The organism is Moellerella wisconsensis ATCC 35017, assembly GCF_001294465.1.
Lineage (GTDB): Bacteria > Pseudomonadota > Gammaproteobacteria > Enterobacterales > Enterobacteriaceae > Moellerella > Moellerella wisconsensis.
Genome location: NZ_LGAA01000007.1, coordinates 132,631 through 158,241 on the forward strand (window position 1 = coordinate 132,631; position 25,611 = coordinate 158,241).

Consider the following 25,611-nt stretch of genomic DNA (forward strand, 5'->3'; position numbering starts at 1 on the left):
TGTTCATGGGTAACAATAATGATTAAAGTAAATTCGGGCCTTAATTTTGGAGAGGATTTATGCTGTATATTTTCGATATGGGTAATGTCATTATTGATATCGACTTTAATCGGGTGTTTCAGAAGTGGAGCGATCTTAGCGGTACACCAGTCGAAGACATTGCCGAGAAATTTACCTTTGGTGAGACATTCAAATTACATGAATGCGGTAAAATTTCAGATATGGAATTTGCTGAGTATCTATGCGAAGAGATCGGCGTTTCATTAAGTTTTGAGCAATTTGCTCAGGGCTGGCATGCAATTTTTGTTTCTTTACGCCCTGAAGTTATTGATATTATGGACAAACTGCGTGAGCAGGGGAATCGAGTCATTGTCCTGTCAAATACTAATCGTTTACATTTAGATTACTGGCCGCAACACTATCCCGAAATTGCCGCCGCAGCAGATTTCCTTTATTTATCTCAAGACTTGGGTATGCGTAAGCCAGATCCTGAGATTTTCAAATATGTTTTACAATCTGAAGAATTTGAGCCACAACAGGCTGTGTTTTTTGATGATGTAAAAGAGAACGTTGATGCTGCTAAAAAATTGGGTATCAATGCAGTGCATGTTGTTGATAAAGAAACCATTCCTGAATTTTTCAAACAGCACGATTTCAGCGCTTCAATTGAATAAATGAGAGTTTCATTACCCATGGTGGCAGTTTTATATGTCACCATGCAGTAGTGCGAGCACTTATTATCCGTCATTTCAAGGTAGTAGGGTTTTTATGATTGCACTTATTCAGCGAGTTTCTCAAGCCGCCGTGGCAGTAGATGGATCAACGATCGGTGCGATTAATTCCGGGCTATTGATTTTGTTGGGCGTCGAAAAAGATGATGATCAGCAAACAGCTAAAAGGTTATGCGAAAAAGTTATTGGTTATCGTATCTTTAGTGATCCACAAGGGAAAATGAATCTAAATGTTCAACAAGCGGGTGGCAGCCTGCTAGTGGTTTCCCAGTTTACTTTAGCCGCAGATACCAAAAAAGGTATGCGTCCAAGCTTTTCTGGCGGAGCGGAGCCTCAAGCTGCAGAGCAGCTGTATCAACATTTTGTGCAGCAATGTCGTGATCACGGAATAACGACGGAAACGGGACAATTTGCTGCCGATATGCAAGTCAGTTTAGTCAATGATGGACCGGTGACTTTCTGGCTACAAGTGTAACTATTTAATTTTAAGGGGTTTGTGTTATGTATCATCTACGGATACCAACAACTGAAGCTGAGTTTAATGCTTATTACCAGTTCCGCTGGGAGATGCTACGCAAGCCTTTTAATCACCCCTTAGGCTCTGAAAAAGATGGATATGATTTAACTGCTCATCATCAGATGGTGGTGGACGAAAAAAATCATATTCTGGCTGTTGGTCGTCTTTATATTAATGCTGATAATGAGGGATCTATTCGTTTTCTCGCTGTGCATCCCAGCATGCAGGGGAAGGGGCTTGGTAAATTGATTGCCATGACCTTAGAGTCAGTCGCTCGCCAAGAGGGAGTGAAGCGTGTTGTGGCGAGTGTACGTGAAGAAGCCGTCCCTTTTTTTGCTCTGCTAGGATTCAATAATCAAGGTACCATTAGCGGGCAGCTAAAAACTCCTGTGCGTCATTTCTTAATGATTAAGCCGATTGAAACTCTTGATCAGATCCTCCATCGGCCAGATTGGTGTGGCGAATTACAACAAGCGTGGCATAAGCAAATCCCATTAAGTGAAAAAATGGGAGTACGTATTAGTCAATATACCGGTCAAAAATTTATTACCACCATGGCCGAAGCGAGTAATCAAAATCCGCATCATTCTATTTTCGCAGGTAGCCAATTTTCGTTGGCCACTTTAACAGGTTGGGGATTGATTTGGTTGCTATTACAAGAACGCCAACTGGGAGGCGATATTGTACTGGTTGATGGACATATTCGCTATAGCTCACCGGTGAATGGGCGCCCAACGGCGATTGCAAGTCTTTCACGATTGAGTGGTGATCTAGACAGATTAGCGCGAGGCAGTAAAGCCCGAGTCATCTTAGACGTTGAAGTGAAAGGCGAAAATAACCAGACGGGTGCAATTTTTACCGGTGTTTATATGGTGCTACCGATTAAAACTCGCCAAGAATAACTAATCGTTATTCTGGCAAATTTTAATCGGGCTTATCATCGAATAGAGTAATTAGTTGTCGAAGATTTATTAAAGTTACACTCAAAAAGCTTTATTCAGCATTCCTATCGAGGCAGTCGTCTAGCGAGACAGTATAGAAAGTAACTCCTCGACATTCGGACCAGACTCTTGCTTAACGGGAGCCTTCTGCGAGTCTGATTCTTGATCATGTTCAGTTAAATTTGTTGGCGATTCAGGCGCTTCTATTTTAGCTGTCACTTTTCCGTTATCCACCAGACGATAGATTTTTTTCCCCTGCAAAGGGATCGCGACTAGCTCGCCATTCAATGTATTTTGAATGGATTTTGCCAGTAAGTTGCCTTGTAGAGTCAGATCAAAATCGCCAATAATTTCGCGCGGTAATCCTTCCCAGCCCCATTGATTTAACAGTGATAAATCAATATTAGAACCTGAAGATCGTAATAAAAATAACACGTTACTCGGTTGTTGTTTTGCCAGTACGCCAAATTTTATTACACCTTGTCCAGTGCTTGTAGTCACCGTGGCTGCGACAGAAGCTTGTCCACTTTGACGGATCTCCATCGATGGCCGGCGTAGCATGGCTTGATTAAGTGTTCCACTGTCGGCGCTAAAGCTGGCTTTGCCCTGCCAAAAACCCCACTGTTGGTGTTTAATGAAATCTACATCGGTCATTGATCCGTTCAGTCCTGTAAATTCAAAAGGAAAATCTGAGTTGATATTCATGAGGAGAGATTGAGATAGCGTAAATTGCTTGATCGAGAGGTTAGAGAGCCAATCTGGGGCAGGCGCAGCGAAAAATGAGAGCCAGTGCTCAGGCAAAGTATAAAGGATCCCGCCTAATTCGACATTATCTAGAGTCAAACTTTTATTATCTCGTTGCCAATAGCCGCGCAGATTAAAGATCCCTTTTTCATAATAGCCGGATAATTTATTAATATTTAAACGATCATTTTTTGTTTCTAAGTTTGCAATTAGCTGCTCAATTTGTTGATTTTTAATTACTAATTGAGATGCATCTAACTCAAATTTACTGTGTGATGTATTCCAACTGCCATTAATCAATCCCAGTTTTTGTATTTCGGCATTCAATCCACTAATGGCCCAATCTTTACCTTGGAAGTTGGCATTAATTAAATCGATATTTTTGAGGAATATAGGATACGGGTATGAAATCTCGGTGAGTAATTGATCAAAAGAGAGATTGCTTTGCCAACCGATTCCACTCATCGCTAGTGAATCAACAGTAATACTGCCGTCCGTAGTCCGTTTTCCGGAACCGATAAAAAAACCATGATTCAATTCGCCGCTGATTTCACTAATTTCTGTTAATGCAGCGTGGTATTTCCCGCGTAGAGCAAATTTTTTGAATAGATTATCATCGACCTTAACGCTCGATGCGGTTAAACGAAAATCGCCATAACCAAGCCAAGAATCGGGGGTACTGTGCCATGGTGTAATCCCACCAGTGAGCCCCGTAGCCAATATTTGATGCGTGGGTGTTTGATAATGAATTCGTGAATTACTAAATTGCAGAATATTAGCCGAGAGATTAATAGGTTGCTCGGTGGATGTTAGCGCTAAATTACCTTGAGTGACCGTCAGTCGATAAATAGGCTGATTGGATAATAGCTTACGCCAGTTAAATTCAACTGTAATTTGTTTGGCATCCAGCATGAAATCAGTATTAGCTGATTTAATGGAGACATCTTGTAAAATCAACTCTTGAGGCGAAGATAAATCATGACCAACAATGCCTACAGAGATTTGATAATCGGTAAGTTTACTAGCAAAAGCACTTATTTGTGCCGCCCCCCATCGACTCTGCATACCCGCATAAACAATGATGATAGCCAGTATCAACAGTAATAAAATAGTGATAGCGAATTTCGCTAATCCTCTCAACATAGTTTCCTCTACACCGTTACTCTTAAATATAGCGAGTAGTCACGTCAAATGTAATGATAATCAAATGATATTCAGTATGGTTGCGGCAAATCAATTTAACAATTGTTGTTAATTCAGTCTATAACGTTGCCGTCGTTTGAAGCGGCTTATAAGCTGTACAACAACTAACGATATAATTTGTTGCTGCGAATTATAGTGAGCATACACGACAAATTGTTTGAGGAAATAAGTGATTTGAGAGAAATATCGAGATTAGCGCCGAAATAAATTTTATTGGCGCTAATCTTTTGCGATCACGCTAGTAATAACGACTGAATTATTTGGTCTCGTGAGGAAAAATTAAATTCAGAATAATAGCGGTTAATCCACCGGCAGCAATACCGGAAGAAAATAAGGTTTTAATCCAATCTGGGGCAAATTGTAAAATTAATGGCTGTTGTGAAACGCCCATACCGACTGCCAATGATAACGCTATTATCATAATCGCGCGGCGATTTAATGGTTCTCTAGAGATAATTCGAACCCCTGAAGCGGCAATGGTACCGAACATCACTATGGTCGCGCCACCGAGTACGGGTTCAGGAATTTGCTGAACAAAGTTGGCAACTGCGGGGAATAACCCGAGTAAAATCAGCATAAAAGCTACAACATAGCCAACGTAACGGCTAGCGACTCCCGTTAATTGGATCACCCCATTATTTTGACCAAAACATGAATTCGGAAAGGTATTAAATACCGCAGAAACCATCGAGTTTAAGCCATTAGCCAAGACGCCACCTTTGATCCGCTTCATATATAGCGGGCCTCGTACCGGTTGTTCTGAAACGTCTGAGGTTGCAGTGATATCACCAATGGTTTCTAACGATGTCACCATAAAAATAAGTATCAGGGGCAGTAACAGATTCCAATCAAAAGATAATCCATAATAAAACGGCTCAGGAACGGTAATAAAGGCTTCTTTAGGGGTATCTGTGGGCGTTGATGGCAGCATATCCATCCACCATGCGGCTAAATAGCCAATAGCCATGGCAATCACTAAAGAGGCGATACGCAGATATGCATTGCGTTGACGATTCAATATAATAATCACGGCCAGCACGATGCCGGCTAAAATGAGATTGTCGGGTGAACCAAAAGTATTATTTTTAATGGCATCATAGCCGCCGCCAATTGAGGTTAATCCCACCTGAATTAATGAAAGGCCGATAATCATTACTACGACCCCAGAAACTAATGGAGTAATCACACGACGAGCTAAATGTAATATTCGTGATAATGCTACTTCGGTTAATGCTGCGACTAACAGAGTACCAAATAATGCTGCCATCATAGTTGGGATATCCGCACCGCCGTTTCTAAGTGCTAGACCCCCCATAATTAATGGAGCGACAAAGTTAAAACTAGTTCCTTGTATCGAGAGCAATCCCGACCCGATAGGCCCCCAGGCGCGAATTTGAATCAGAGACGCGAGACCAGAAGCGAATAATGACATGCTAATAATACGTTGTGTATCGTGAGCTGGCAGCCCTAGTGCTTGGCAAATTAACATCGCGGGTGTGATGACAGCAACAAACATGGCGAGTAAGTGCTGGCCAGCGGCAAACAGAGTCTGGGGTAGAGGAGGTTTGTCCTCTAGGCGATAAACTAATTCACTATTTCTCTGCGTTATCGTCTCTGCGGTCGATTGTTTTAGCGATGAATTATTCATAATATACCCGTTATGCTCCAGATAGCCGCTGCATTGGTTGTTCTTTGCTTTCCGACTTATATAGAGTCCTATTTATCGGAATGCTTTTAGTTGTTGTACTATTACAACTTGAATAATTTTGCGCCTTAAGAGTTATCAACCAATAAAAAATGCATTTTAATGATGCCATCTTAAAAAGCAATCGTTTGCTTTGAATTTTTTTTATCACTGTTGAACTTATTCCTCACATTTCTATATGTTTTACCTTGTGTTTAGGCTCATTTTTTCTTTTAATCGGTTAACCTGCTTCTTGGCGTTGAAAGGAATGTACTAACGTCTTATTGGTTTTATATAATATTAATAATAAATGAGGTACGTAAATGTATCATCTAGATGTCTACGGTACGCTGGTTGCTGCCACACTTGTGCTCTTACTTGGGCGAAAACTTGTTAAGTCAGTTCCTTTTTTAGAAAAATACACTATTCCCGAGCCTGTTGCTGGTGGATTATTAGTGGCATTGGTACTACTTCTACTTAAGCAGACCATGGATTGGAGTGTGTCTTTTGATTTATCATTGCAAGAGCCAATGATGTTGGCTTTTTTTGCAACTATCGGTCTGAATGCAAACTTGGCAAGTTTGAAAGCTGGTGGTAAGGCATTATTTATCTTTGTGTTTGTAGTTGTTGGTTTATTGGTTGTACAAAATACAGTGGGTATTGCTTTAGCTAAAATGTTGGGATTAGATCCATTGATGGGTCTGTTAGCTGGCTCAATTACTCTCTCTGGAGGGCATGGAACAGGCGGCGCTTGGGGTAAAATCTTTAGTGAATCCTATGGTTTCCAAAGTGCGACTGAAGTTGCAATGGCTTGTGCAACGTTCGGTTTAGTTCTTGGAGGATTAATTGGTGGTCCTGTTGCTCGTTTTCTTATTCGTAATGTTGCCATACCCGGCACGGCTGACGATGATAAAGATGTACCAACAGCATTTGAAAAACCACAGTCAGGGCGTGTTATTACCTCGATGGTAATGATTGAAACGTTAGCGATGATCGCTATTTGTTTATTAGCAGGGAAATTTATTTCAGGATGGCTCGCAGATACTCCTTATGCACTGCCAACGTTTGTGTGTGTGCTGTTTGTTGGGGTTATTTTAAGTAACAGCTTATCGATGCTCGGCTTCTACCGTGTATTTGATAGAGCGGTATCAGTGCTTGGTAACGTGAGTTTATCTTTGTTCTTAGCCATGGCGTTAATGAGCTTAAGATTATGGGAATTAGCTTCACTGGCAATTCCAATGCTGGTTATTTTGACCGTACAGGCTATCGTGATGGCGTCTTATGCTATTTTTGTTACTTTCCGTGTTATGGGCAAAAATTATGATGCTGCCATTTTGGCCGCAGGACACTGTGGTTTTGGTTTAGGTGCAACACCAACAGCTATTGCGAATATGCAAGCAGTTACAGATCGCTTTGGTCCGTCACATTTGGAGTTCCTTGTTGTTCCGATGGTAGGAGCGTTCTTCATTGATATTGTGAATGCGATTATTATCAAACTGTATCTTTTGTTGCCATTATTCCCCACAATAACAGGTTAAATAGCCACTTTTATTTGATGATCTAATAAGTAAAGAACGCAGGAAATTGCCGTGAATTTATTCACGGCAATTTTATATCTAGTTAATGTTGGGGCAATAATCGCTTCTTATATACAGATCAAAGTAATGTTTATGATTAGTTTTCTTATTGAATGTTATAGCGGATTATTTTCTATCATCTTTAACGTAAATTAAGAGAATGTTTTAGCGATGGTTTTAATCAGATGTTAATAATTATTATGAGGCGGGAATATTAAATTAATCAAAGAAAAAAGCCCTGACATTATTTGGCGTCAGGGCTTTTAGGGTACTGCATACTTAGTTTTTAACATTAATATACTACTAACTTAATACTACGTCGGATACTACTTTATAAATGTACACGTTATAAAAATATGGTTACTAATAAATTAGTGACTTCTCTCCATATATTAATCGGTTTATACTAAAGGCTTGTCCAGTTATAATTTCAAATGGATAAGCAGATAAACAAGTACATCCCCCTGCGACATATACTTTTGATGCGTTGCTTTACTCTCGTTGCGTTAAAGTTAACTAGCTAACACAACTTAATGCTCAACTATAGCATTATAAATCAAAGCTTTACATCGTCGCGGTAACACTTATTTTGCGATTATTGATACTCTCTACATGGCCTTAAAACGTTATCATATTGACTATGATATCCCATACTATATACATCGTGGCCTTTATCGCAATCCCCATTGAAACATAATTACTACTTTACTGTTATATTATATTTACTAGCATAAAATATAACAATTTTGCGATTTTCAATACTCTTTACGTGGCCTTAAAATATGTTCATATAAAACATGAACCCCATACTATATACATCGTGGCCTTTATCGCAATCCCCATTGAAACATAATTACTACTTTACTGTTATATTATATTTACTAGCATAAAATATAACAATTTTGCGATTTTCAATACTCTTTACGTGGCCTTAAAACATGTTCATATAAAAAATGAACCCCATACTACATATACCGTGGCCTTTATCGCAATCTATTAAAAATATAATTAATTTCATTTAAACTTTACTGCTATTAACGAAAAACAATTTATTGTTTTGCCGTTGCATATGAATCTACCAAGTTTTAAATTTATGTCAATACTGTTTTTAATAACAGTGCCGTTATGTGATCTATGGCAATAAAAGTAGCCAACATATAATAGCAAATAGTGATAGGAGGATTAGATTATTAGGGTTTCTAGTTGGTTGATATAGCGGAAGAAATTAACTCGGTATGATAAATAATACTCACTATGGCTTTTAGCTGAGGCTAGTATTATAGCGTCAGCTAAAAGCCATAAAGATTAAGCGTAGCTATATTGCTCACGTTCAGGTAACCAACGTTCTATTATCGCCTGTGCATTATCAGGATAATTTTGTTGGAGATAGCGCGCGATACGCTGGACATCAGGTAACATATGCTGATCTCTTAGTAAATCAGCAACTTTGAATTCTGCATTCCCTGTTTGACGGGTGCCAAGCAGTTCACCAGGCCCACGAATTTCTAAATCTTTCTGTGCAATAACGAATCCATCATTACTATCGCGTAAAACTTGTAAACGCTGCTTAGCGGTATGAGTTAATGGGGTTTTATACAATAATACGCAATGAGAGGCGACAGCACCACGGCCGACACGACCTCTAAGCTGATGAAGCTGGGCAAGACCCAGCCTTTCTGGATTATCGATAATCATTAAACTGGCATTGGGAACATCAACGCCTACCTCAATTACTGTAGTAGCAACTAATAATTGCAGTTCATTGCGTTTAAACGCATCCATTACCGTCTGTTTTTCTTTGGGTTTCATACGGCCATGAATCAGTCCAATATTCAATTCCGGTAGTGCTTGTGATAACTCCTCAAAAATAACTTCAGCCGCTTGAGCTTCTAATAATTCCGAATCTTCAATTAAAGTACATACCCAATAAGCCTGTCGACCTTCATCATGACAAGCTTGTTTGACACGTTGAATAATTTCAACGCGTCGACTGTCTGGGATAGCCACTGTGGTTACTGGCGTTCTGCCGGGAGGTAGCTCATCAATCACCGATGTGTCTAAATCAGCATATGCGGTCATTGCCAAGGTACGAGGAATTGGTGTGGCGGTCATAATCAATTGGTGAGGATGAAAGCCTTGCTGCTCACCTTTTTCGCGTAATGCGAGGCGTTGATGTACTCCAAAACGATGTTGCTCATCGATAATAATTAGGCCAAGTGATTTAAAAATCACCTGTTGCTGAAAAATAGCGTGCGTTCCGACAATAATATCAACATCACCTTGAGCGATAGCATCTTGCTGCTGTTGCCGTGCTTTGCCTTTTTGTTTGCCTGCTAACCAACCTACTCGAACACCTAAGGGCTCAAACCATTGACGAAAGGTATTTGCATGCTGCTCGGCTAACAGTTCTGTTGGTGCCATCAGCGCGATTTGCTTGCCATTTTCGACGGCATAAATAGCGGCTAATGCAGCGACTAATGTTTTTCCAGAGCCCACATCGCCCTGAATCAAACGCATCATTGGCATATTTTTGCTTAAATCATGCGCGATTTCGGTGATGACTCGATTTTGTGCCTTAGTAGGCGAAAAGGGTAATTGTTGTAAAAATCTTTGGGTTAAATCACCCTTTGCTGGCAAGGGCTCGGCATACAAGCGCTGTGCACCAGCTCTAATGGCCAACATACTTAAATGATGAGCTAATAATTCTTCGAGAATTAATCTTTTTTGGGCGGGATGGCGACCCGCGTCTAATTCGCTGAGTTCAATATCGGGTGGTGGGCTATGCAGTAATTTTATTGCTTCGGGTAAACTAATTAATCCCTGACGCAGTTCTTCGGGTAATAATTCGGCAATATTTTCTGTATCTATTAACGTTAAGGCCTGTTCAAGTAATTTTCTCAGCGTAGTTTGACGAAGGCCATCCGTTGTTGGATAAACCGGCGTTAACGTTTCTTGCAAGTGAATTAGATCATTTTCTTGCTTAACTTTATATTCGGGATGAATAATTTCAGCACCAAGATTGCCTCGTCGAATTTCACCGTAGGCGATAATTTGTCGTCCTTCAGCTAAACTGTTTTTCATTGCAGCAGTAAAGTTGAAAAAACGTAATGTAAGGTTTCCCGTTCCATCGGTGATTAGGCAAGTCATCATTTTCCGCCGACCAAAAACGACTTTTGTTTGCAGTATTTCGCCGCTAATGGTCGCAGTGCTGCCCGGCAAAAGATCGCTGATATGATATAAACGGGTATGATCTTCGTAACGTAGTGGAAAATGTAATAGCAGGTCTTGCACAGTATTAAGGCCAATTTTACTCAATTTTTCTGCCTGACTGGCGCCGATACCGTGCAGAGAAATCAGTGAAACGGTATCAAGCAGTCTATTTTTCATGGATTAAACTCCTTTTTGTCGCTGCTTTTTCCACTTTTCAGTGGTTTGCATTTCAGCCCACCAATCATCACTGGCTTCTATTTGGCCCTGTGGATTAACAAAGGGACGTGGCAATCCTTTACGGCGTGCGACTTCTGCTAGAACAGGGTATCCGCCTTCGAATAGCCACGCCTGTTGCTCATCGGTAGATAAAATACTTTTCTGCCTATCATACATACCGGCTAATTGCCGCTGCCGTTGCGCTTCATATAAAATCAGTGCGGAGGCGACCGAGACATTGAGTGATTGCACCATACCGACCATCGGAACAATGATATCTTGATCGGCAAGTTCAACCGCACGTTGAGAAATACCCTTTTTCTCTTGTCCCATCAGAATACAGGTCGGGCGCGTATAATCAATTTCGCGAAAATCAACGGCGGTAGGGGATAAATTGGTCGCTAATACTTGCATATTTTGTGATTTAAAATAGCTAACGGCGTCATCTGTGGAATGATGTTGATGAACTTTTACCCAGCTATTACTGCCAGCGGCAGAAGAAATTAATATTTTTACTTTTTGATCTGGCCAGATAGCATGCACATTGTGAACCCCGACGGCATCCGCGCTGCGAATAATAGCAGAGACATTATGCGGTTTATGGACTTCTTCCAGGCAAATCGTGAGGTCCGGTTGACGCATTGCCATCATTTGGCAAATACGACGATAGCGGCGTTCATTCATAATTATTCCCGTCATACTTCAAGTTGCAGGTTAGCATCTTGCCTTTATGCCCGTTAATCTCTTCGTTTTCGCTAAGAATATTTCGAGCTTCTTGTGGGTTGCTATTTTCCTGCAACTCGGTGCATTTTAATTACGGTTACGGCTGACGCGTAGAACATCTGGCATGATACGAATTTTTCGCATTACATTTGCCAATTGAATACGATTTTTGGTTGTTAAGCGGATAAAGGCACAATATACGCGACCATCTTTTTCCTCAGTATTCATGCTTTGAATACTGGAGTTTGCATCATTAATGGCAGCAGTTAAGTTGGCTAATGCCCCTTGATGATTAATCATATCCACTTTAATCTCTGCGATGAAATCATTATCGATACCACTATCCCATTCAACCGGCATAAATTTGTCGGCTTCTTTTTGATAACCGCGAATATTACGACAGGACTCGTGATGGATAACTAATCCTTTGCCTGGACTAATATGGGCAATAATCGGATCGCCAGGGATCGGACGGCAGCATTTTGCAAACGTGATTAAAACGCCATCGGCACCTTTAATAGGTAATTTATTATGTGTATCCGCAGTTTGATTATCGCTATCGGCTATATTTTCAAGGCGTGTTTCTGGTAGATTTTCAATTTGCTCATGAGTTAATAAATTGCGAGCAACGACTACACTCATTGCATTCCCGAGCCCAATTTCAGCTAATAAATCATCGAGGCAGCCTAATTTCATCCGGCTCAGTTCATGCGAGATATCTTCTTGTGGAATATCGGTAATTTTTTTACCGTGACCGAGCGCATGGTTTAATAAGCGGCGACCCAGATTAATCGAATCTTCACGTTTTAAATTCTTCAGTAATTGACGTATTTTTGCTCTGGCTTTAGAGCTGACTACAAAATTTAACCATGCCGCATTAGGTCTAGCTCCCGGCGCAGTTATAATTTCAACAGTTTGCCCGCTACTGAGAGATTGAGAAAGTGGATAAGGTTGCCTATCTACCCGAGCACCAACACAGGCGTGCCCGATATCGGTATGTACCGCATATGCGAAATCGACGGGAGTTGCGCCAGTTGGTAATTCGACAATTCGGCCTTCAGGTGTAAAGACATAAATCTCATCAGGGAACAGGTCAGATTTAACACTTTCGATAAATTCAAATGAGCTTCCTGCACTTTGTTGCAATTCTAATAAGCTTTGCATCCAGCGCTGCGCCCGAACTTGTGCAGTGGTTCCTTGTTCGCCTTGTTCTTTATAAGCCCAATGCGCTGCCACCCCCATTTCTGCCATTTGATCCATATCCTCAGTGCGGATTTGAACTTCAACAGGTACGCCATGAGGACCGATCAATGAAGTATGAAGTGATTGATATCCATTGGCTTTGGGAATAGCGATGTAATCTTTGATCCTGCCCGGGCGTGGCTTATACAGATTATGCATTTGCCCCAGAACGCGGTAACAGGTATCGACTTCCGTAACAATTACCCGAAAGGCGTAAATATCCATGATGGAATGAAAACGCTGTTCTTTGAGGTGCATTTTACGATAGATAGAGTATAAATGTTTTTCTCTGCCGCTGACGCGACAGGAAATTCCAGCTTCTGTTAGACGGCCGTCGATTTCAGAAAGGATTTTTTGGATCATTTCTTTACGATTGCCACGTGCCGCTTTAACAACTTCTTTGATCACCCGATAACGATTTGGATACAAGGCTTCAAAACCTAACTCTTCAAGTTCAGTTTTAATATGATGTATCCCTAAACGGTGTGCTAAGGGGCTATAAATTTCTAAAGTTTCACGTGCAATACGTCGGCGTTTATCGGGTCGAAGAGAACCCAGTGTACGCATATTATGTGTGCGGTCTGCCAATTTAATGAGAATGACGCGGATATCTTGCACCATCGCCATAATCATTTTACGAAAGTTTTCAGCCTGCGCTTCTTTTTTATCACGGAAATTAAGCTTGTCGAGCTTAGATACACCCTCGACAAGACCGGCAACAGCGGTGCCGAATAGCTGCTCAATATCTTGAAATGTGGCGGGTGTATCTTCGATGACATCATGCAGCAAGGCTGCTATTAGCGTCTCATGATCGAGACGCATTTCAGCCAAAATACAGGCTACTGCAACTGGATGCGTGATGTAAGGCTCGCCACTAGAGCGAGTTTGTCCTTCATGTGCATCCCGTGCGACGACATAAGCTTTTTTCAGTAATTCTATCTGCTCTGCGGGCAAATATTTCTGAATAATTTGATTTAGGCTTTCGAACAGATACAAGGCAGACCTACCTTAATTATTAACGACGACCTTCCGCGATTGCAGATACAGCCTGCATTTCAGCAGCTTCCTGCTCCTGTTGCTCTTGACGTTCACGAACATCAAGAATGTGAGCGTTAATTAAACCTTCTTCCACTTCACGTAGCGCAATGACAGTGACTTTATCATTTTCTTCTGGAACCAGTGCATCTTTGCCCCCAGATTGTAATTGACGTGCTCTACGAGCAGAGACCAATACTAGGTCAAAACGATTACCAATTTTCTCTACTGCGTCTTGAACAGTTACGCGTGCCATAAATGTGCTACTCCAAAAAGATATAAAAATGACTGGGCATGATACTGAATCTTAATTCAGTCTGCCAATAATTTGCTGATTAAAGCATCATGTCGTTGAACTTGACGCTCAAGGCGCAGACGCTCAGAACGAATAATAGATTGTAGATCGGCTAGTGCGGTATTGAAATCATCATTCACAATAACGTAATCATATTCATTAAAATGTTCAATTTCTGCAACTGCCTGAGCCATACGCTTTTTAATCACATCATCGCTATCTTGACCTCGGCCCCGTAAGCGACGGTATAGCTCATCTTTTGACGGAGGTAAAATAAAAATACTGCGAGCTGAAGGCATGCGATCACGGATCTGCTGGGCACCTTGCCAATCGATATCTAAAAAGATATCAACACCACTGCGTAAAACGTCGTCGATAACTTTACGAGAAGTACCGTAATAATTACCGAATACACAGGCATGTTCTAGAAATTCGTCATTTTCAATCATGTTCAGGAACTGCGCCTGATCCACGAAATAATAATGTTCACCATGAGCCTCGCCAGGACGCATTGAGCGAGTTGTATGAGACACCGCAACCTGAGTGTCATACAAAGGTTGTGTTTTAAGTAGAGCCTGAATGAGACTCGATTTTCCTGCACCGCTCGGCGCAGAAACAATATATAAAGTTCCTTGCATCATGATGGCTTCTTGATTGAACGAGGGTTAAACATAAATAGGGTGATATTCCCTAAATAATTCGAGTTGCAGGAAAACGATAACAGATTATCTCCCTATCATATGACAGCTTAGTTTTTTCAATAACTAAGCGTCCAGATAACTGAGTTAAGCCAAATAGATTATATTAATTAGATCCGCAACCTGAAGTATAACGGGTGATAAATCCCTACATAGTATACACATAGTTGGCCGAACATGCAGCGTTATCACAAAATCATAAACAAATATTTTTATATTCTGTCTGGAGCAAAGTTTGCGACGTGATTGGAGAGAAAATAAATGTTTTGCAGCGTTTTAATTAATTCTGCGAAGCGTTTGGCAAATAAGAATGATGATCCTCGATTAAATTCTGTTTATTTTCATAATGAAAGAAAATCATGCAGGGACGCATTATGAGAATAAACATCGGATTTTTATTAAGTTGGTTGATGATTAAGGGACTTCATCTACAGAGTGTATTTCTCATCGTATTGAGCGGTTTGTCTTTAATATTATGTCTATTATTTCACACGGCCTCTCTCGCTGAATCATCAAAAGAAGATCAAAATTGTCCAAACTGGTCAGTCGAAAAATTCAATACTGAAATTATCCATTTAAACCAGCAATTATCTGAATGGGATCATGCTTATTATCAACAAGGACATGGAGTAGTTGATGATGAAGTTTATGATCAGTTAGCGTTAATCTTAGGACAATGGCAAAACTGTATCCATAAACCGCTACATCTAACGGGAGATTATTTATCTCATGCCACTAACAACATCATGGGAAACTTAGAAGATAGACCCCAAACTGTGACCAAGAATGATTTTAGGCATAAAGTATCACATCCAGTTATCCACAGTGGTTTAAAAAAGCTATCAACAGAACAAATAAAAGGATGGTTAGCATCACGAGAGCAGGTATGGCTACAGCCTAAGATTGACGGTGTTGCTGTGACTTTGGTGTATGAATATGGTGAGTTAACGGGATTAATCAGCCGTGGAGATGGAGTGAAAGGTGAAAATTGGCGATATAAAGCCGATTTTATCCCGGCTATCCCTAAAAGAATTCCATCGGTTTCTGCCTTTCTGGTACTGCAAGGTGAGTTATTTTGGCGCTTAGAACAGCATATCCAACAGGATACTGGGGGATTAAATATGCGCAGTAAAATGGCCGGTTGGATGATGCGTAAAGGAAATCCAACGGCTACCGAAGAAAATATTGGACTATTTATTTGGGGCTGGCCTGATGGACCGGAAGATATGCCTACCCAGTTAAAGAAATTAGCCGAATTAGGATTTACGTTAAGCACTCAGCATACACATAGTCTCGATAATTATATTCATGCTGAAAACTTACGGAGCCATTATTATCAGCAACCTATGCCATTCGCGACCGATGGGGTGGTCTTAAAACAGTATCCTATTCCAGTGAGTCAGGCGTGGCAGGTGGGTAATAATAGCTGGTCTGTTGGCTGGAAATATCCATTGCGCTTGCAATTGACAGAGATTAAATCGTTACGCTTGAGTATTGGTAGAACTGGGCGTTCAACGATTATTGCTCATGTTTATCCAGTAATTATTGATGGCAAAAAAGTTCAGCGAGTTAATCTAGGAACGTATCGTCATTGGTTAAATCAAGATGTGTTAGTGGGCGATAAGGTTCAAATAAGTTTAGCCGGGCACGGAATTCCTAAATTAGAGCAGGTTGTGTGGCGCTTACAAAAACGGATATTACCAGATTTTTTACCATTACAGCATTATGATACATCGACTTGCTTTACCTATTCAGTTGATTGCCATCAGCAATTTATGGCTCGTTTAATCTGGTTAGGTAAACATTTAGGCATGAAAGGAATAAATATAAGGGTTTGGGAAAGCCTTATAGATGCGGGTAAATTACGTACACTAACGGATTGGCTTTTATTGCATCGGCAAGATATTAATCAGGTTACATCAATCGGTTTAGCAAAAGCGGAGATTATTAGCACTCAGTTTGAACAGGCAAAGCAAAAAGCATTCTATTTTTGGTTAAAAGGTTTATCGGTACCACTGCCTAACACAAAATTACAGCAAATAACGTCATGGCATCAATTAAGTCATGATGCTTTGATTTCCAGATTATCAGTTAAGCAAAAAACTCAGTTGAATAAATTTTTAGCAATCCCGGAGATAATCCAAATTGCAGAGCAGTTACAGAACAGTAATATTGAAGGATTCTAATTAAGAAGTGTTAGATAAATATAAATCGCCCTTAATCAAATAATGATCTTTGATTAAGAACGAGATAAATATTAATCAGGATTTTCATAGTTAAAAACAGGTAAACCTAATCGATAGCGAATAGCGAGTAATCGAGCAGTTAATCCAGCAATTAACGTAATGATCACGACCACATCTTGCGGCAGTGGTGTATGCAGTAAGCCAATGTAAAGCCAAGCAGCGGCAAAAGAGACGCCAGCATAGACTTCTTTTTGGAAGACTAGCGGTATGGTATTACACAACATATCGCGTAATACACCACCAAAAACGCCAGTGATCACAGCGGCAATAGCTGCGATAATAGGGCTATAGTTCATATCTAGGGCTATTTGGGCACCGAGAATAGAGAAAACCATCAGTCCAATAGCATCAAGGATGAGAAATAGCCGGCGTAAATGCTTCATCATGGGAGCTATCCACATCGTAATGACTGCGGCACAGGCAACGGTAACTATATATTCAGGATGCTTAACCCATCCGAGAGGATAATGACCCAGCAGAACATCGCGGACCGAACCTCCGCCGATAGCCGTTGCAGAAGCAATAATAATGACGCCAAAGACATCCATTTTTCGCCGTCCTGCGGCTAAAGCACCAGTCATAGCTTCAGCCGTAATACCTATAATATAGAGAACACTGAGTAACATAATAATTTCAGTTAGCCACTAATTGGATGCTAAAGGGTAAAGAGGTTATAGAAAATTCTCGACTGAAATTTTCTAGTGACACTCAAGTTAAATTAGTTTTTTTAATCTGAACTGATGGTGATATCAGATGACAGATAACTATAGGCCAAATATAAAATGATATATAAAGAGCGCCAGATTACTTTTGACTTATGTAACCATCAGCTTAGCAATATTAACGTCTGGACACCAGATAGCCAATGGTTGGTTTATGATCTTCGTCCTGATGGAGGGTCATTCACTAGTAAAACGATAGAAAAAATTCATGTGAACACTCGTGAAGTTACGCAAATATATCAAGCAAATTCAGATGCGCATGTAGGGGTGGTGACGGTAAGTCCAAATAATCCCCCCCGTTATGCTTTTATTCACGGTCCTGAAAATCCAGATAAATCTTGGCAGTATGATTTTCATCATCGCCGCGGTGTGTATGTAAAGCAAGATGAATGGGACTGTTGCCATAATATTGATGCGCTGAGTTTAACGCCTCCGTTTGTGGCTGGCGCATTAAGAGGGGGAACGCATGTTCATATTTTTAGCCCTGATGGTCAATGGCTAAGCTTTACTTACAATGATCATATTATGCATGAGCTTAATGAAGCTTGGGATCAACGAAATGTTGCTGTCGCCGTTCCCGTAGGTCCTGTGATTATTGATAATCGCAGCCATCCTAGAGAATATGATGGGGAATATTTTTGCTGTCAAATTACGACAACAACCGTTCGTCCTTGCGCGGGTAGCGATGATATTACTCGTGCGTATGAAGAAGGTTGGGTGGGGAAAAAAGGTTATCGACGTAAAGATGGTGGATGGCAACAACGTGCAATCGTGTTTATTGGTGATACGCTTGCTTTGTCACCAGATAATCAAGCAGGAAAAATTGTTCCGGAAATTTTTATTGTTGATTTACCGGACGATCCTCAAAAGATGAAGCAACAGGGTGAATATCCATTACAAGGAACTGAGCAACAGCTTCCTTCTCCTCCTTATGGTGTAAAACAACGGCGACTTACATTTACTCATCATCTAAATAATCCAGGATTAGCATTACAGCCCCGCCACTGGTTGCGAACATCCCCCGATGGCAGCCAAATTGCGTGTTTACGTCAAGATGATCATAATGTGGTGCAGTTATGGCTAGTCTCAACTTGTGACGGGGAATTACGGCAGGTGACTCATGGCGATTCAGGAGTTCAATCTGCGTTTAGTTGGGATAATACAGGCGAGTATATTACGTTTATTTATCAAAATAGTGTAGCGCTGTGCCAAGTTAGTACTGGTAAAATAACAAAAATTACAACTAGTTCGATACCTGCACCTTGTGCTGAGGCGGTAGTATTCTCTCCAGATAATAGTCAAATTGCGTTTATGCGCGATCTCGATGGATATCGGCAGATTTTTACGGTGGATACCAATTTATCGGCTCATTTATTTTTGTGATGTATCGAATAAATTTTTTGTAGATTAAAATTATATTAATAAATAATATCAGCACATCCTTATTAATTAAGAGGGATAATGCGGATTATTTCTCTTAATTTGAGTAATAACCTATCTATATTTGCTTGATCATGAGTAATCAATAATGAGAAATCACTTTCTGACATCAATTTTTTTTATGATGCTTACAATGTCGTCTGCTTATTCAGAGACTTTACCGCAATCATGTAATCAATATTTTTCTCAGGTCGATGTTTTTTTTACCACAATAGAGAATGACCCTAATATTCAGCATGACATGATTGAGATACGGTCTAATTTTATCGAGAATAAAAAACAAATATTAGCGATGCAGCCTGGCCAGCAAGAACAAGCGTGTAAGGAAGGACTGGTGAATTTAAAAGAGCTGAAGAGGTTACTGCCAACAGAAAAGTAACCTATATTCTAATCGTAAAGCTATACTACGACACTATACAACTAAATAATTGCCAAAAATAATTAGTTTATGATTATAATAACTTGATTTTACAGGTTTATTTATTTATATCATTTTGTTGTTTTTCAAGAGACTCGATTCGTTTTTTAGGGGAGTCTTTTTGTGGATCATTATCTGATCTCATATAATCATAAGGAAGCAATAAGGTATCCATTAGCGCTGAAAATGGTAGGTCAATTGCTAATAATGGTTTCATTACCCAGCCTGTATTTTCATCTTTTATCATTTCAATATTATTTTTAGCGCCAGAATAATAGCCTTGTGGTGGACCTGCATGGCTCATAATACTTGAACAGCCGCTAAGTATTAATGGGCTGACACATAAAATAATTTTGTTGATTAGTGATAAATTCATTTTATTCTTGTTTAAACCTGTATCAGTTGCTTAAAAAGATGAAATTTTAATATTTCTAACTAATTACATTCAAGATCAATATAAATCATTGCGACTTTAGTCTAATTCTATTCTTCAATAGATCTATTTTACTATAGATAACGTTTTGCTTATAGAGAGAGCAAGTCACAAGATAGTCCTATCAACTGATCATAGATTATATTCTATTAAGTTGTCTGTTTATTTTGTTAACAAATTTAACTGATTTAATCGAAGGTTTTAGCTATTTGTTATGGAGAGTGAGCTCTATTTTATATTTAAACTCAAGATGCTCTGAACTGTGGTGTATTACACATATTACTTTGTTTTTATTTGGCACAATCGATTCAGTTAGTAGATTTAGGTTATTTATTTTTGTTAGCTAGGTTCGTCAAAAAAGGAACGCGGTCTATGAGTGAGTTAGCTCTTACTGTTAGTATGTTGGCGTTAGCTGCTGCATTAGGTTTATGGATAGGTAATTGGAAAGTCCGTAATGTTGGCTTAGGTATTGGTGGCGTTTTATTCGGCGGGATTATCGTCGGACATTTTGCTCAAATGTATGGCCTACAGCTTAATAGTCACATGCTGCATTTTATCCAAGAATTTGGTTTGATACTGTTTGTCTATACTATCGGTATTCAAGTAGGTCCCGGTTTTTTCTCTTCACTTCGAGTTTCTGGCTTAAAATTAAATGGTTTTGCTCTTTTAATTATTTTATTGGGTGCGGTTGTTACCGCCATAATATATAAGTTAGCCGACATTCCTCTGCCTATATTATTAGGTATCTTTTCAGGCGCAGTCACTAATACACCATCTTTAGGTGCTGGCCAGCAGATTTTGACTGACCTAGGGTCTGATCCTGTTTTAATCGGGCAAATGGGAATGGGCTATGCCATGGCTTATCCGATGGGTATTTGTGGTATTTTGCTTGTTATGTGGCTGATCCGTCTACTGTTGAAAATTAAAGTTGATAATGAAGCTAATAATTTTGATAAGCAGAATTTTCAGCAACGAGAAACATTACAGACCATGAATATTGCCATCAGAAACTCAAATCTTGATGGTTTAATGATGCAAGATATACCGTTATTAAGTAGCGAGGAAATTGTCTGTTCACGGTTAAAACGGGATGACATGTTAGTCGTTCCTCAGCCAACGACACTTATTCAGCTCGGTGATTTACTGCATGTTGTGGGTCAGAAAGACGATCTTAATAAAGTACGTTTAGTTCTCGGTGAAGAAGTCGAAGTGTCGTTATCAACCTCAGGAACGGTGCTCCAATCGGTTAGAGTGGTGGTGACCAATGATTCTGTATTAAGTAAGCGTTTACGGGAATTGAATCTTAAACAGAAATATGATGTGGTAGTAACTCGCTTGAACCGCGCTGGGATTGAACTCGTGGCTAATAACAATTCAATTTTACAGTTTGGTGATATTTTAAATATCGTAGGGCGCCCAGAATCGATAGAGGCGGTAACTGCGTTACTTGGTAATGCTAAACAAAAACTCCACCAAGTACAGATGTTACCCGTCTTTATTGGTATCGGTTTAGGGGTGGTACTAGGTTCTATCCCATTATTTATTCCTGGATTTCCTGCGGCGCTAAAATTAGGGCTAGCTGGTGGGCCGCTGGTGGTTGCATTAATTTTAGGCCGTATCGGGACTATCGGGAAACTCTATTGGTTCATGCCGCCTAGTGCTAATTTAGCTTTAAGAGAATTAGGAATAGTGATGTTCTTAGCGGTAGTGGGCTTAAATTCAGGTGGTGAGTTTATCGATACTTTATTTAAAGGAGATGGGCTTACATGGATTGGATATGGAATTTTAATTACGTTTCTTCCGCTGTTTATTGTCGGCTTAATCGCACGTATTTTCGGTAAAATGAATTACTTGAGCTTATGTGGGGTGCTTGCTGGCTCAATGACTGATCCACCGGCATTAGCATTTGCTAATAATATTCATCCAACCAGCGGTGCTCCGGCGTTATCTTATGCAACGGTATACCCTTTGGCTATGTTTTTACGCATCATCTCGCCACAATTACTGGCTATTTTGTTCTGGGCGATATAGATAATTCGCTAAATAAAGATCTCTCGGCCAATTTTAGTTGGGAAATTTTTTGATTTTATGCATCTGATAATGATTATTATTGATGGGTGGTAAACAGAGATGAATAAGAGGCTATTCGGCAGATTGATATGGAATATTTTTGTTTTAATACTCTGGTGAAAAACGTTGGTGATAAATATCATCGACCCTATTGTTCTATCGTGCAGTCATATTATTAACTCTATCCTCGTTAATTTTTACCCCTTGAGCTTAATGCTTAAGGGGTATTTTTTTATGTTATGATGATTTAAATTGTATCGATTATTATTTTGATTCAATTAGCCTTTTTAAAGGCTAATTCAATTTCTTCAGCCAGAATTACGATGCCTTTTTCAATAATTTCAGGCTCCGGTGCATAATTCATACGCATACATTGGTGAGCATGCGGCCAATCTTGTTCAATCCCCGGAAAGAAGAAATGACCTGGAACCATCAGCACACCACGTTGTTTGAGTCGGCGATATAGCTCCGCGCTGCTAATTGGTAAGTCTTTAAACCATAACCATAAGAAAATGGCACCTTCAGGTTTGTGGATCAAACATTTATCTTCTGGTAAATAGCGACGAATAATATCGATCACTTGTTCTACACGTTGTTTATAGAATGGACCAATAACATCTTTGGATAATGACATTAAATCATTACGTCGCAGCATTTCGAGGGCTAATGCAGGGCCGACACCACCAGGGGCAAGGCTGATAATGCCATTCATATTGCTGACTGCTTCTATAATTTCTTCATTGGCGATAATGATACCGCAACGGGTACCTGGTAATCCGAGTTTAGATAAGCTCATGCACAGAATGACATTTTCATTCCAGAAAGGGGTTGCTTCAGTAAAGATAATTCCAGGGAATGGGATGCCATAAGCATTATCAATTAATAATGGAATATTATGTTGTTTCGCCAATTTATCCAGATGATGGACTTCCTCATCGGTAATTACATTACCTGTTGGATTGGTTGGCCGAGAGACACAAATAACACCAATATCATCAGTTACTTGTAGAGTATTAAAATCAACATGATATTTGAATTGACCGTCGGGTAACAATTCAATTTGAGGTTTATTGGCTACAAACAGATCATCATCTAAGCCAGCATCGGCATAGCCGACATATTCTGGTGCCAGAGGAAATAGTACTTTGCGTTTAATTCCGTCATCAAAATGTCCAGCCAATAAATTAAATAGATAGAAAAAGGCACTTTGGCTGCCATTTGATAAGGCAATATTTTTAGCGCTGATATCCCAACCCAGCTGTGCCTTCAGGGTTTCGGCCAGCGCTTGCAGCATGGTATCTTTCCCTTGAGGCCCATCATAATTGCACAGCGTGTCTGTAAGCAGTCCATTTTGGTTCATTTCAGTCAGTAATGATTGAAAATAGTTATCCATTTCAGGAATATGTGCCGGGTTTCCGCCGCCAAGCATAATGGCCCCTGGAGTTCGAAGGCCTTCATTCAAGTCTTTCATTAATAATGAGATCCCTGAATGTTTAGCGAATTTGTTACCAAATTTAGAAAATATCATCTTGTTGATTCACATATAGTAAATAAATTATTAAATATTAATTATCCCAACATACTCCGCAAAAATTCAGAGTTCAACAGGTAAACCTTGTATTGGTCAAATTTATTATCTGATAATCACCTTATTTATGGGGTTATAGTTTGCCTTTTGTTGTTATATTGGTTTTTATCTCTAGATGTGGATGCGGCGGCTAATAATAAATACTAATTTTTACTGGATACCGCTTTATATTGATTTATTAGATTGCTGAGCAGTTGATATTTAACATGTATTTATTTTGCCGGACAGTTAATTAAATGGTCGTTTACCATACCTGTGGCTTGCATAAATGCGTAGCAGGTGGTGGTACCAATAAATTTAAAGCCGTGTTTTTTTAATGCGTTAGCTAAAGCATCCGACTGAGGCGTCGAGGCAGGAACCGCGCTGAGTTCAGTCCAATGGTTATCGATAGGTTGATGGTTAACAAATTGCCAAATGAAAGTACTAAAATCTTCGCCTTGTTCACGCATACGCAGATAGGCTTGTGCATTAGATATAATCGCGGCTATTTTTCCACGATGGCGAATTATCCGCGGATCTTGTATTAAATTCTCAATATGCTGAGAATTCATAGCGGCAATTTTTTCAGGATCAAATTGGAAAAATAGTTCACGATAGTTTTCACGTTTTTTCAGTACAGTATACCAGGAAAGCCCTGCTTGCTGCCCTTCAAGGCAGATCAGTTCAAACAATTTCTGGTTATCATAAATTGCTTTTCCCCATTCATGATCGTGATAGCTCAGATAAAGAGGGTCATCATTTACCCAATCACAGCGATGAGGCGTATTATCTATTTTCATTTTAAGATCCTGAGTCTGTATGTTGAAATTTTGTACTTACTTATACTGTATATAAAAACAGTTTAGAAGCAAATTAGTGAATTTTTTTATTATCATTACAAATAGACTGGGATTCGATGCTGTATATCTGGCGTTCAAAGGGTATACTTATCTACTTTAATAAATTCATGTATCGCGTGCGGACTTAACATGCAAAAGTTTGATACCAAAACCTTCCAGGGTCTGATCCTGACACTTCAGGATTACTGGGCGCGCCAAGGCTGTACCATTGTTCAACCATTGGATATGGAAGTCGGCGCAGGAACATCTCATCCAATGACATGCTTGAGAGCATTGGGACCAGAGCCTATAGCTGCGGCTTACGTTCAGCCATCACGTCGTCCGACGGATGGTCGTTATGGTGAAAACCCTAACCGTCTCCAGCATTACTATCAATTTCAGGTGATCATTAAGCCTTCGCCTGACAATATTCAAGAGCTGTATCTCGGTTCATTAAAAGAACTTGGTCTTGATCCAACCGTTCATGATATTCGCTTCGTCGAAGATAACTGGGAAAATCCAACATTGGGTGCTTGGGGGCTCGGTTGGGAAGTCTGGCTTAACGGCATGGAAGTCACTCAATTTACCTATTTCCAACAAGTGGGTGGTTTAGAGTGTAAACCAGTTACCGGCGAGATAACTTATGGCTTAGAACGTCTGGCAATGTATATTCAAGGCGTAGACAGCGTGTATGACTTAGTGTGGTGCGATGGCCCATTAGGCAAAACCACTTATGGTGATATTTATCATCAAAACGAAGTTGAGCAGTCTACCTATAACTTTGAATATGCAAATGTTGATTTCTTGTTCACTTGTTTTGAAGAGTACGAGAAAGAAGCGCAGTATTTACTGTCTCTGGAATCCCCACTGCCATTACCCGCTTATGAACGTATTTTAAAAGCTGCTCATACGTTTAACTTGCTAGATGCGCGTAAAGCTATCTCAGTAACTGAGCGCCAACGCTATATTTTGCGTATCCGTACCCTAACTAAAGCGGTTGCTGAAGCTTATTATGCATCCCGTGAAGCGTTAGGATTCCCTATGTGTCACAAGAACTAAG

The 25,611-nt window shown here is 39.9% G+C and carries 20 protein-coding genes; 9 read left to right on the plus strand and 11 right to left on the minus strand.

The window, feature by feature from the left end:
• The first annotated feature begins 59 nt into the window (after window positions 1-59).
• The 3 genes from yihX (at window position 60) to fabY (ending at window position 2,150) form a co-directional block, all read left to right on the plus strand.
• Window positions 60-674: a glucose-1-phosphatase gene (yihX, locus tag M992_RS03770; RefSeq protein WP_053907377.1), complete on the plus strand. Its 615-nt coding sequence runs from the start codon at window positions 60-62 to the stop codon at window positions 672-674.
• 94 nt (window positions 675-768) lie between these two features.
• Window positions 769-1,206, plus strand: a complete 438-nt coding sequence (dtd, locus tag M992_RS03775; RefSeq protein WP_053907378.1) for a D-aminoacyl-tRNA deacylase — start codon at window positions 769-771, stop codon at window positions 1,204-1,206.
• A gap of 26 nt (window positions 1,207-1,232) precedes the next feature.
• The gene (fabY, locus tag M992_RS03780; RefSeq protein WP_053907379.1) at window positions 1,233-2,150 is read left to right on the plus strand and encodes a fatty acid biosynthesis protein FabY; all 918 of its coding nucleotides are present in this window, start codon (window positions 1,233-1,235) and stop codon (window positions 2,148-2,150) included.
• A 120-nt stretch (window positions 2,151-2,270) separates the two neighbouring features.
• On the opposite strand, the gene M992_RS03785 is transcribed toward fabY, so the two are convergent.
• Window positions 2,271-4,076, minus strand: coding sequence for an AsmA family protein (locus M992_RS03785; RefSeq protein ID WP_134473604.1), 1,806 nt, complete (start codon window positions 4,074-4,076; stop codon window positions 2,271-2,273).
• Between the two features lie 316 nt (window positions 4,077-4,392).
• Window positions 4,393-5,784, minus strand: a complete 1,392-nt coding sequence (locus M992_RS03790; RefSeq protein ID WP_053907380.1) for a uracil-xanthine permease family protein — start codon at window positions 5,782-5,784, stop codon at window positions 4,393-4,395.
• Between the two features lie 359 nt (window positions 5,785-6,143).
• Here M992_RS03790 and gltS point away from each other — a divergent pair, with 359 nt between their 5' ends.
• Window positions 6,144-7,358, plus strand: a complete 1,215-nt coding sequence (gltS, locus tag M992_RS03795; RefSeq protein ID WP_053907381.1) for a sodium/glutamate symporter — start codon at window positions 6,144-6,146, stop codon at window positions 7,356-7,358.
• Window positions 7,359-8,702: 1,344 nt separating this feature from the next.
• Here the strand turns inward: gltS and recG are convergent.
• The 5 genes from recG to gmk form a co-directional block, all read right to left on the minus strand.
• Window positions 8,703-10,784 carry an ATP-dependent DNA helicase RecG gene (gene recG / locus M992_RS03800; protein ID WP_053907382.1) on the minus strand — a complete coding sequence of 694 codons (2,082 nt, stop codon included), beginning with the start codon at window positions 10,782-10,784 and terminating at the stop codon, window positions 8,703-8,705.
• A gap of 3 nt (window positions 10,785-10,787) precedes the next feature.
• Complete coding sequence (gene trmH / locus M992_RS03805; RefSeq protein ID WP_053907383.1) at window positions 10,788-11,507, minus strand: tRNA (guanosine(18)-2'-O)-methyltransferase TrmH; 720 nt, start codon at window positions 11,505-11,507, stop codon at window positions 10,788-10,790.
• Window positions 11,508-11,633: 126 nt separating this feature from the next.
• Window positions 11,634-13,784: a bifunctional GTP diphosphokinase/guanosine-3',5'-bis pyrophosphate 3'-pyrophosphohydrolase gene (gene spoT, locus M992_RS03810; protein ID WP_053907384.1), complete on the minus strand. Its 2,151-nt coding sequence runs from the start codon at window positions 13,782-13,784 to the stop codon at window positions 11,634-11,636.
• Window positions 13,785-13,803: 19 nt separating this feature from the next.
• On the minus strand, window positions 13,804-14,079 hold the full coding sequence (gene rpoZ, locus M992_RS03815) for a DNA-directed RNA polymerase subunit omega (RefSeq protein ID WP_047254656.1): 276 nt from the start codon (window positions 14,077-14,079) through the stop codon (window positions 13,804-13,806).
• Between the two features lie 56 nt (window positions 14,080-14,135).
• On the minus strand, window positions 14,136-14,759 hold the full coding sequence (gene gmk, locus M992_RS03820; RefSeq protein ID WP_053907385.1) for a guanylate kinase: 624 nt from the start codon (window positions 14,757-14,759) through the stop codon (window positions 14,136-14,138).
• 431 nt (window positions 14,760-15,190) lie between these two features.
• Between gmk and ligB the strand changes: the two genes are divergently transcribed.
• A complete protein-coding gene (gene ligB / locus M992_RS03825; protein WP_162200737.1) occupies window positions 15,191-17,002 on the plus strand; it encodes an NAD-dependent DNA ligase LigB in 1,812 nt (603 codons plus the stop codon).
• 71 nt (window positions 17,003-17,073) lie between these two features.
• Here the strand turns inward: ligB and M992_RS03830 are convergent, their stop codons facing one another.
• Window positions 17,074-17,688, minus strand: a complete 615-nt coding sequence (locus M992_RS03830) for a trimeric intracellular cation channel family protein (protein WP_047254658.1) — start codon at window positions 17,686-17,688, stop codon at window positions 17,074-17,076.
• A gap of 156 nt (window positions 17,689-17,844) precedes the next feature.
• Between M992_RS03830 and M992_RS03835 the strand changes: the two genes are divergently transcribed.
• Both M992_RS03835 and M992_RS03840 read left to right on the plus strand, forming a co-directional pair.
• Entirely contained in the window at window positions 17,845-19,167 is a 1,323-nt protein-coding gene (locus tag M992_RS03835; protein ID WP_053907386.1) for a YidR family protein, read from the plus strand.
• 190 nt (window positions 19,168-19,357) lie between these two features.
• Window positions 19,358-19,603, plus strand: a complete 246-nt coding sequence (locus tag M992_RS03840; RefSeq protein WP_134473606.1) for a DUF5339 domain-containing protein — start codon at window positions 19,358-19,360, stop codon at window positions 19,601-19,603.
• Window positions 19,604-19,700: 97 nt separating this feature from the next.
• Here M992_RS03840 and M992_RS03845 read toward each other — a convergent pair whose 3' ends face one another.
• Window positions 19,701-20,018: a YceK/YidQ family lipoprotein gene (locus M992_RS03845; RefSeq protein WP_047254661.1), complete on the minus strand. Its 318-nt coding sequence runs from the start codon at window positions 20,016-20,018 to the stop codon at window positions 19,701-19,703.
• Window positions 20,019-20,447: 429 nt separating this feature from the next.
• Here M992_RS03845 and M992_RS03850 point away from each other — a divergent pair, with 429 nt between their 5' ends.
• Window positions 20,448-22,106 carry a putative transporter gene (locus M992_RS03850; RefSeq protein ID WP_053907388.1) on the plus strand — a complete coding sequence of 553 codons (1,659 nt, stop codon included), beginning with the start codon at window positions 20,448-20,450 and terminating at the stop codon, window positions 22,104-22,106.
• Window positions 22,107-22,419: 313 nt separating this feature from the next.
• Here the strand turns inward: M992_RS03850 and M992_RS03855 are convergent, their stop codons facing one another.
• The gene (locus M992_RS03855; RefSeq protein ID WP_053907389.1) at window positions 22,420-23,673 is read right to left on the minus strand and encodes a valine--pyruvate transaminase; all 1,254 of its coding nucleotides are present in this window, start codon (window positions 23,671-23,673) and stop codon (window positions 22,420-22,422) included.
• A 272-nt stretch (window positions 23,674-23,945) separates the two neighbouring features.
• A complete protein-coding gene (locus M992_RS03860) occupies window positions 23,946-24,512 on the minus strand; it encodes a DNA-3-methyladenine glycosylase I (protein ID WP_053907390.1) in 567 nt (188 codons plus the stop codon).
• Between the two features lie 189 nt (window positions 24,513-24,701).
• On the opposite strand from M992_RS03860, the gene glyQ reads away from it, so the two are divergent.
• Complete coding sequence (gene glyQ / locus M992_RS03865) at window positions 24,702-25,610, plus strand: glycine--tRNA ligase subunit alpha (protein WP_047254665.1); 909 nt, start codon at window positions 24,702-24,704, stop codon at window positions 25,608-25,610.
• Window position 25,611: the final 1 nt, after the last annotated feature.

Coding starts and splice junctions, on each gene's coding strand:
- yihX (WP_053907377.1), top strand. CDS start 60: ATGCTGTATATTTTCGATATGGGTAATGTCATTATTGATATCGACTTT.
- dtd (WP_053907378.1), top strand. CDS start 769: ATGATTGCACTTATTCAGCGAGTTTCTCAAGCCGCCGTGGCAGTAGAT.
- fabY (WP_053907379.1), top strand. CDS start 1,233: ATGTATCATCTACGGATACCAACAACTGAAGCTGAGTTTAATGCTTAT.
- M992_RS03785 (WP_134473604.1), bottom strand. CDS start 4,076: ATGTTGAGAGGATTAGCGAAATTCGCTATCACTATTTTATTACTGTTG.
- M992_RS03790 (WP_053907380.1), bottom strand. CDS start 5,784: ATGAATAATTCATCGCTAAAACAATCGACCGCAGAGACGATAACGCAG.
- gltS (WP_053907381.1), top strand. CDS start 6,144: ATGTATCATCTAGATGTCTACGGTACGCTGGTTGCTGCCACACTTGTG.
- recG (WP_053907382.1), bottom strand. CDS start 10,784: ATGAAAAATAGACTGCTTGATACCGTTTCACTGATTTCTCTGCACGGT.
- trmH (WP_053907383.1), bottom strand. CDS start 11,507: ATGAATGAACGCCGCTATCGTCGTATTTGCCAAATGATGGCAATGCGT.
- rpoZ (WP_047254656.1), bottom strand. CDS start 14,079: ATGGCACGCGTAACTGTTCAAGACGCAGTAGAGAAAATTGGTAATCGT.
- gmk (WP_053907385.1), bottom strand. CDS start 14,759: ATGATGCAAGGAACTTTATATATTGTTTCTGCGCCGAGCGGTGCAGGA.
- ligB (WP_162200737.1), top strand. CDS start 15,191: ATGAGAATAAACATCGGATTTTTATTAAGTTGGTTGATGATTAAGGGA.
- M992_RS03830 (WP_047254658.1), bottom strand. CDS start 17,688: ATGTTACTCAGTGTTCTCTATATTATAGGTATTACGGCTGAAGCTATG.
- M992_RS03835 (WP_053907386.1), top strand. CDS start 17,845: ATGATATATAAAGAGCGCCAGATTACTTTTGACTTATGTAACCATCAG.
- M992_RS03840 (WP_134473606.1), top strand. CDS start 19,358: ATGTCGTCTGCTTATTCAGAGACTTTACCGCAATCATGTAATCAATAT.
- M992_RS03845 (WP_047254661.1), bottom strand. CDS start 20,018: ATGAATTTATCACTAATCAACAAAATTATTTTATGTGTCAGCCCATTA.
- M992_RS03850 (WP_053907388.1), top strand. CDS start 20,448: ATGAGTGAGTTAGCTCTTACTGTTAGTATGTTGGCGTTAGCTGCTGCA.
- M992_RS03855 (WP_053907389.1), bottom strand. CDS start 23,673: ATGATATTTTCTAAATTTGGTAACAAATTCGCTAAACATTCAGGGATC.
- M992_RS03860 (WP_053907390.1), bottom strand. CDS start 24,512: ATGAAAATAGATAATACGCCTCATCGCTGTGATTGGGTAAATGATGAC.
- glyQ (WP_047254665.1), top strand. CDS start 24,702: ATGCAAAAGTTTGATACCAAAACCTTCCAGGGTCTGATCCTGACACTT.